This is a genomic window from Edwardsiella ictaluri ATCC 33202, from assembly GCF_000264785.1.
Classification (GTDB): domain Bacteria; phylum Pseudomonadota; class Gammaproteobacteria; order Enterobacterales; family Enterobacteriaceae; genus Edwardsiella; species Edwardsiella ictaluri.
Map to the genome: position 1 here is coordinate 22148 of NZ_AFJI01000036.1, position 6749 is coordinate 28896.

The window sequence follows — 6749 nt, forward strand, 5'->3', positions numbered from 1 at the left end:
TATAATCGCATCCAGTTCCCATCGGCGTGCCCCGCACGCCTTTTTTTACCCTGTCTGAGGATCCTGCATGCGCATTCCCCGTATTTACCACCCACAGCCCCTGAGCATTCCCGGCGAAGTCAGCCTGTGCGACGATGCCGCCAACCACGTTGGTCGGGTACTGCGCATGGGACCCGGCCAGGCCCTGCAGCTGTTCGATGGCAGTAACCGGGTCTTCGATGCCGAGATAGTCAGCGCAGATAAAAAAAACGTGCGCGTGCGCCTTGATGGCGTGCGGGAAGAGGACAGTGAATCACCGCTGCACCTGCATCTGGGCCAGGTGATGTCGCGCGGTGAAAAGATGGAGTTTACCATCCAGAAGTCGATTGAGCTGGGGGTCAGCGTGATTACGCCGCTGATCTCCGAACGCTGTGGAGTGCGTCTGGACGCCGAGCGGATGGCCAAAAAACAGCAGCAATGGCAGAAAATCGCCATCGCCGCCTGCGAGCAGTGCGGGCGCAACCGCATTCCCCAGATCCGTCCGATAATGACGCTGGAAGCATGGTGCGCCGAGCCGGATGATGGTCTGCGTCTCAACCTTCACCCGCGCGCCAGTGCCAGCATCAACACCCTGCCCCTACCGCAACACCGTATCCGCCTGCTGATAGGCCCGGAGGGCGGCCTGTCGGCAGACGAGATTGCCATGACTGCCAATCACCGCTTTACTGATATCCTATTGGGGCCGCGCGTACTGCGCACCGAGACGACGGCGCTAACCGCCATCACCGCACTTCAGGTCCGCTTCGGCGATTTGGGCTGAGGCAGAATCCATGGAGGAAGACAGGAGAATTGTATGATTAAGCTCGGTATTGTAATGGATCCCATCGCATCCATTAACATCAAGAAAGACACCAGTTTTGCCATGCTGCTGGAGGCCCAGCATCGGGACTACCAGCTGCATTACATGGAAATGTCCGATCTCTATCTGCAGCAGGGAGAGGCGCGCGCGCAGACCCGCCTGCTCAGCGTCAGCGATGACAAGACCAGCTGGTACCGCTTCGACGGCGAACAGGATATTGCCCTGGCCGATCTCGACGTGATCCTGATGCGTAAGGACCCGCCGTTCGACACCGAGTTTATCTACGCCACCTACATTCTGGAGCGCGCGGAGGCCCGCGGTACGCTGATCGTCAACAAGCCGCAAAGCCTGCGCGACTGCAATGAAAAGCTGTTTACCGCCTGGTTCGCCGACCTGACGCCGGATACCCTGGTCACCCGCAGCGCCGCGCACCTGCGCGACTTTCACGCCCGCCACGGCGACATAATCCTCAAGCCACTGGACGGCATGGGTGGCGCCTCCATCTTCCGCATCCAGCAGGATGATCCCAACCTGTCAGTGATCATCGAAACCCTCACCGAGCACGGTAAACGCTTCTGTATGGCGCAGAACTACCTGCCAGCGATCGTCGACGGCGACAAGCGCGTTCTGGTGGTCGACGGCGAACCGGTACCCTACTGCCTGGCCCGCATTCCCAAAAGCGGCGAAACCCGCGGCAACCTGGCGGCCGGCGGCCGCGGCGAGGCGCGCCCCCTGAGCGAGAGCGACTGGGCCATCGCACGTAAGGTCGCCCCAATGCTCAAAGAGAAGGGGCTGATCTTCGTCGGCCTCGATATCATTGGCGACCGTCTGACCGAGATCAACGTCACCAGCCCGACCTGTGCCCGCGAGATCGAGGCCGCCTTTCCGGTCTCCATCACCGGCATGCTGATGGACGCCATCGAGGCGCGTCTGGCTGCCCGCTGATCCCCACGGCATCCGCCGACCGGCGGGGCCGCGCATCCGCGAGCCCCGCATTATCATCCCCCCGCTTTTCCGGCACACCGTCGCCTCTTGCATCACCGGCACCGCTACCACCAGGGCGAACCGACGGCCAAGACATACGCAACGTCGCATAGCCGCCGCATCCCCCGTGACTTGAGCGGGAAAAATTCGCATACTGATACCTACAAAAACAGCGAGTTGAAAATATCACCATGAAACTAGTGCACCATTTTCTGATTGCTATGCCCGCCATGCAGGACAGTCGCTTTAAACGCACCGTCATCTATGTGTGCGAACACAATGAGGATGGCGCCATGGGCATGATCATCAATAAACCCCTGGAGCAGCTCACGCTGTCCAGCCTGCTGGAAAAGCTCGACATTACCCCCTCCCCGCGCGACGCCACTATCCGCCTGGACAAGCCGGTGCTGGCCGGCGGTCCGCTGGCGGAGGATCGCGGTTTTGTCCTGCACAGCCCGACGGATACCTTTGGCTCCAGCGCCGACATTGGCCCGGGCTGTATGCTTACCACCTCGCGCGATGTGCTGGAGACCCTGGGCACCGACCGCCAACCGCAGGAGATTCTGGTTACCCTGGGCTACTGCAGCTGGAGCAAAGGGCAGCTGGAGCAAGAACTGCTGGACAATACCTGGCTCACGGTAGAGGCCGACAGTCAGATCCTATTTCACACCCCGCTGGCCGAGCGCTGGATTGGCGCGGCGAAAAAGCTGGGGGTCGATATCCGTAATATGCCTTGTAACGCAGGACACGCCTGATGAATCCCCGTACTATTCTCGCCTTCGACTTCGGCACCCGCAGCATCGGCTGCGCCATCGGGCAGGAGCTGACCGGCAGCGCCCGCCCGTTGCAATCCTTCAAGGCCAACGACGGCGTCCCCGACTGGCAGCAGATAGAGAAAGTACTGCGTGAATGGCAGCCGGATCTGGTGGTGGTCGGCCTGCCGCTGAACATGGACGGCAGCGAACAGCCCCTGACCCAACAGGCCCGCAAGTTTGCCAACCGCCTGCATGGCCGCTTTGGGGTACAGATAGCGCTGCAGGATGAGCGTCTGAGCACAGTGGAGGCCCGTGCCCACCTGTTTGCCGGCGGCGGCTATCGCGCGCTGGAGAAAGGCCGCGTCGACGCCGCCTCTGCCGCCCTGATTTTGGAGAGCTGGTTCGAAAATCAGTACCGCTGAGCCGGGCGGCCCCGCGCTGCCGCCGGAGGTGGGGATTGACTCTGCTCCGGCCGCCCCCATATCGTATTCAGCGGTACTCACCACAGCAGGTACAGTGCAATACCGTTTTGCTTTACACTACACGGCAAGGTGGCCGGTCATGCCGTGACCGGCCCGTTTTCCCACCCCAGCGGGACGAGGGTTCATGAACACCACCATCAAACACAATCTTGACGCGGTCCGTCAGCACATTGCCCGCGCGGCAGAACAGTGCGGGCGCCACCCGCGGGACATTACCCTGCTGGCCGTCAGCAAGACCAAGCCCATTGAGGACATCGATGCCGCTATCGCCGCTGGGCAGCGCGCCTTTGGCGAAAACTATGTGCAGGAGGGCGTCAGTAAAATCCAGCACTACCGCCAGCAGCCGCAGGGCGACGCGCTGGAGTGGCACTTTATCGGGCCGCTGCAGTCTAACAAAAGCCGCCCGGTGGCCGAGCATTTTGATTGGATCCACACCGTCGATCGTGTGAAAATTGCCCAGCGGTTAAACGAACAGCGTCCGGCGCAGCTTAAGCCGCTTAACGTATTGATTCAAGTGAATATCAGCGATGAGCAGAGCAAGTCCGGCATCACGCTGGAGCAGATCGATGCGCTGGCCGACGCCATCAGTCAGCTACCCCGCCTGCGCCTGCGCGGCCTGATGGCCATTCCGGCGCCGGAGGACGATCCGGCCCGCCAGCTAGCGGTCTGTACCCGCATGGCGCAGGCGCTGTCTGCCCTGCAGCGGCGCTATCCCCAGCTGGATACCTTGTCGTTGGGGATGACCCATGATATGGAGGCCGCCATTACGGCCGGCAGTACCCTGGTACGCATCGGTACCGCCATTTTCGGCGCCCGCGACTACGGCACGGCCTAAGCGCGGCGCGACTACCCACGGCTGCCGCTGGCAGCGCTTTTTACTTACCCCCGGTGCCAGATCGCGGGCGGGTAAGCTTTACTACCGACGGAAAAAGGGCTTTTCATGCTAACACTGACGTTTTTGGTCAAAACGCTGCTCGATCTGTATGTGATGGTGCTGCTGCTGCGCATCTGGATGCAGTGGGCGCGCAGCGATTTCTACAACCCGCTTTCGCAGTTTATCGTGAAGCTGACCCAGCCGGTGGTGGCGCCGCTGCGCCGCATTCTGCCGCCGCTGGGGCCGATCGACTCCGCCTCGCTGCTGCTGGCCTTCATCCTGATGACCGTCAAATACCCGCTGCTACTGCTGATCCAGAGCGGCTCCCTCTCCCTCAGCCCCTATAACCTGCTGTTTGGTCTGATATCGGTGGTCAAGTCCGCCGGTTATCTGGTGTTCTGGGTGATCATCATCCGTTCGATCATGAGCTGGATTAGCCAGGGGCGCAGCCCGATGGACTATGTCCTCTACCAGCTGAGCGAGCCGCTGATGGCGCCGATCCGTCGCATCATCCCGGCAATGGGCGGACTGGATTTCTCCGCCATGGTGGTGATCCTGGTACTGTACCTGCTCAACTACCTGGGCATCGATCTGTTCGGCCAGCTATGGTTCCTGCTGTGAGTGCAGTCAGTCGGGAGGGCGACGACTGGATCCTGCGGCTGTATATTCAGCCGAAGGCCAGCCGGGATCTCATCATTGGGCTGCACGGCGATGAGCTGAAGGTCGCCATCACCGCCCCGCCGGTCGATGGTCAGGCTAACGCCCACCTGCTAAAATTCATCGCCAAACAGTTTCGCGTCGCCAAAAGCCGCATCACGCTGGAAAAGGGCGAGCTGGGACGCCATAAACAGCTGCGCATCAGCCAGCCGCAGCAGATCCCCGACGCGGTAGCGGCAGCGCTCGGATAAGCGGGACGCACTCGCCCCGCACTGACACGACACAACGGCAGGCCACGACGGCCTGCCGTTGTCCCCAATAGGACCCACATCATGCAACACGTCGTACTCGCCACCGGCAACGCCGGTAAAGTCCGGGAGCTGGCCTCCCTGCTGACCGATTTTGGCCTGGATATCGTTGCCCAGAGCACACTGGGCATCGACGGCGCCGAAGAGACCGGGCTGACCTTTATCGAAAACGCCATTCTCAAGGCGCGCCACGCCGCGCGCCTCAGCGGGCTGCCGGCGATCGCCGACGACTCAGGCCTGGCAGTGGATGCCCTCGGCGGGGCGCCGGGGATCTACTCCGCCCGTTACGCCGGGGAAGATGCCAGCGATCGCACCAATATGGAGAAACTGTTGGCCGCCCTTCAGGATGTGCCCGCCGATCAGCGCCAGGCCCGCTTCCACTGCGTACTGGTCTACCTGCGCCATGCCGACGACCCAACCCCGTTGGTCTGCCACGGCGTCTGGGAGGGCGAGATCGCCGATGCACCCAGCGGCGACGGCGGCTTTGGCTATGATCCCATCTTCTTCGTCCCGGCGCAGGGCTGTACCGCAGCACAGCTGAGCCGGGAGCAAAAACGCACCATTTCCCACCGTGGCCAGGCCCTACAGCAACTGCTGGATCGGATACGTCATGCTTAAACTGCCACCGCTGAGCCTGTATATCCACATCCCATGGTGCGTACAGAAATGCCCCTACTGCGACTTTAACTCCCATGCGCAGAAGGGCGAAATACCCCAGCAGGCCTATGTCGATCATCTGCTGGCCGATCTGGATCAGGAGCTGCCACGGGTCGCCGGGCGAACCATCAGCACCCTGTTCATCGGCGGCGGAACGCCCAGCCTGCTCAGCGGCGAGGCGCTGCAGCACCTGCTGGACGGCGTACGCGCCCGCCTGCCGCTGGCCGCTGACGCCGAGATCACCATGGAGGCCAACCCGGGTACCGTCGAGGCCGAACGCTTCAGTGCCTATCAGCGCGCCGGGGTCAACCGTATCTCCATCGGGGTGCAAAGCTTCAGCGCCGATAAACTGCAGCGCCTGGGACGCATTCACGGCCCGCAGGAGGCTATCGCTGCCGCACGGCTGGCCAGAACGCTGGGGCTGCGCAGCTTTAATCTGGACTTAATGCACGGCCTGCCGCAGCAGAGCCGGGAGGAGGCGCTGGACGATCTGCGCCAGGCCATCGCCCTGAACCCACCGCACCTGTCGTGGTATCAACTCACCATCGAGCCCAACACCCTGTTCGGATCGCGCCCGCCGCGCCTGCCGGACGACGATGCGCTGTGGGAGATCTTTGAGCAGGGCGACCGCCTGCTGCGCGAGTCAGGCTACCAGCAGTATGAAACCTCCGCCTATGCCCTGCCGGGACGCCAGTGTCAGCACAACCTCAACTACTGGCGCTTTGGCGACTATCTGGGGATCGGCTGCGGTGCACACGGCAAGCTGACCTTCGCCGACGGGCGCATTGAGCGGCACGCAAAAACCCGCCACCCACGCGGCTATATGCAGGGCAACTACCTGGACCAACGGCAGCAGGTGGCCATGGCGGAGAGGCCGTTTGAGTTCTTCATGAACCGCTTCCGCCTGCTGGAGCCGGCGCCGCGCGCCGACTTCAGCGCCTATACCGGCGTGGACCAGGCCACGATTCGCCCGCAGCTGGAGGCGGCGCTGACGCAGGGCTACATCCGCGAGACCCCCAGCCACTGGCAGGTCACCCCCCACGGCAAGCTGTTCCTCAACTCGTTGCTGGAGCTGTTCCTCTAAACCCGCGCCCTCCCCGGCGCCCTCGTCACCTTCTGGGCGCGGTACTCGGCCTCAATGGGCGCGGATATACATATCCTTCGTATAGATGTAGCCCATGTTACCGGGATTAA

At 62.3% G+C, this 6749-nt stretch carries 9 protein-coding genes; all 9 read left to right on the forward strand.

The genetic code is table 11. The features are described 5' to 3' along the window. Positions 1 to 67: 67 nt before the first annotated feature. The 9 genes from rsmE (at position 68) to hemW (ending at position 6639) form a co-directional block, all read left to right on the forward strand. Positions 68 to 799, forward strand: a complete 732-nt coding sequence (rsmE, locus tag EIEH_RS04690) for a 16S rRNA (uracil(1498)-N(3))-methyltransferase (protein ID WP_015869738.1) — start codon at positions 68 to 70, stop codon at positions 797 to 799. A gap of 33 nt (positions 800 to 832) precedes the next feature. Then, positions 833 to 1783 (forward strand): glutathione synthase, encoded by a 951-nt coding sequence (gene gshB / locus EIEH_RS04695; protein ID WP_015869737.1) that lies wholly within the window; start codon positions 833 to 835, stop codon positions 1781 to 1783. A gap of 230 nt (positions 1784 to 2013) precedes the next feature. Next, positions 2014 to 2577, forward strand: a complete 564-nt coding sequence (locus tag EIEH_RS04700; protein WP_035608864.1) for a YqgE/AlgH family protein — start codon at positions 2014 to 2016, stop codon at positions 2575 to 2577. Next, complete coding sequence (ruvX, locus tag EIEH_RS04705) at positions 2577 to 2999, forward strand: Holliday junction resolvase RuvX (RefSeq protein ID WP_015869735.1); 423 nt, start codon at positions 2577 to 2579, stop codon at positions 2997 to 2999. The genes EIEH_RS04700 and ruvX overlap by 1 nt, the downstream gene beginning before the upstream one ends. A gap of 184 nt (positions 3000 to 3183) precedes the next feature. Next, positions 3184 to 3894 carry a YggS family pyridoxal phosphate-dependent enzyme gene (locus tag EIEH_RS04710; RefSeq protein WP_015869734.1) on the forward strand — a complete coding sequence of 237 codons (711 nt, stop codon included), beginning with the start codon at positions 3184 to 3186 and terminating at the stop codon, positions 3892 to 3894. A gap of 105 nt (positions 3895 to 3999) precedes the next feature. After that, positions 4000 to 4554, forward strand: a complete 555-nt coding sequence (locus tag EIEH_RS04715) for a YggT family protein (protein ID WP_015869733.1) — start codon at positions 4000 to 4002, stop codon at positions 4552 to 4554. After that, positions 4551 to 4841, forward strand: coding sequence for a DUF167 family protein YggU (gene yggU, locus EIEH_RS04720; protein ID WP_015869732.1), 291 nt, complete (start codon positions 4551 to 4553; stop codon positions 4839 to 4841). Before EIEH_RS04715 ends, yggU begins: the two co-directional genes overlap by 4 nt. 81 nt (positions 4842 to 4922) lie before the next feature. Next, positions 4923 to 5516 (forward strand): XTP/dITP diphosphatase, encoded by a 594-nt coding sequence (locus EIEH_RS04725; protein WP_015869731.1) that lies wholly within the window; start codon positions 4923 to 4925, stop codon positions 5514 to 5516. Continuing rightward, positions 5509 to 6639 (forward strand): radical SAM family heme chaperone HemW, encoded by a 1131-nt coding sequence (hemW, locus tag EIEH_RS04730; protein ID WP_015869730.1) that lies wholly within the window; start codon positions 5509 to 5511, stop codon positions 6637 to 6639. Before EIEH_RS04725 ends, hemW begins: the two co-directional genes overlap by 8 nt. The last annotated feature ends 110 nt before the right edge of the window (positions 6640 to 6749 follow it).

Excerpts from the sequence above, each read along its gene's own strand:
- rsmE (WP_015869738.1), top strand. The coding sequence starts at position 68 with ATGCGCATTCCCCGTATTTACCACCCACAGCCCCTGAGCATTCCCGGC.
- gshB (WP_015869737.1), top strand. The coding sequence starts at position 833 with ATGATTAAGCTCGGTATTGTAATGGATCCCATCGCATCCATTAACATC.
- EIEH_RS04700 (WP_035608864.1), top strand. The coding sequence starts at position 2,014 with ATGAAACTAGTGCACCATTTTCTGATTGCTATGCCCGCCATGCAGGAC.
- ruvX (WP_015869735.1), top strand. The coding sequence starts at position 2,577 with ATGAATCCCCGTACTATTCTCGCCTTCGACTTCGGCACCCGCAGCATC.
- EIEH_RS04710 (WP_015869734.1), top strand. The coding sequence starts at position 3,184 with ATGAACACCACCATCAAACACAATCTTGACGCGGTCCGTCAGCACATT.
- EIEH_RS04715 (WP_015869733.1), top strand. The coding sequence starts at position 4,000 with ATGCTAACACTGACGTTTTTGGTCAAAACGCTGCTCGATCTGTATGTG.
- EIEH_RS04725 (WP_015869731.1), top strand. The coding sequence starts at position 4,923 with ATGCAACACGTCGTACTCGCCACCGGCAACGCCGGTAAAGTCCGGGAG.
- hemW (WP_015869730.1), top strand. The coding sequence starts at position 5,509 with ATGCTTAAACTGCCACCGCTGAGCCTGTATATCCACATCCCATGGTGC.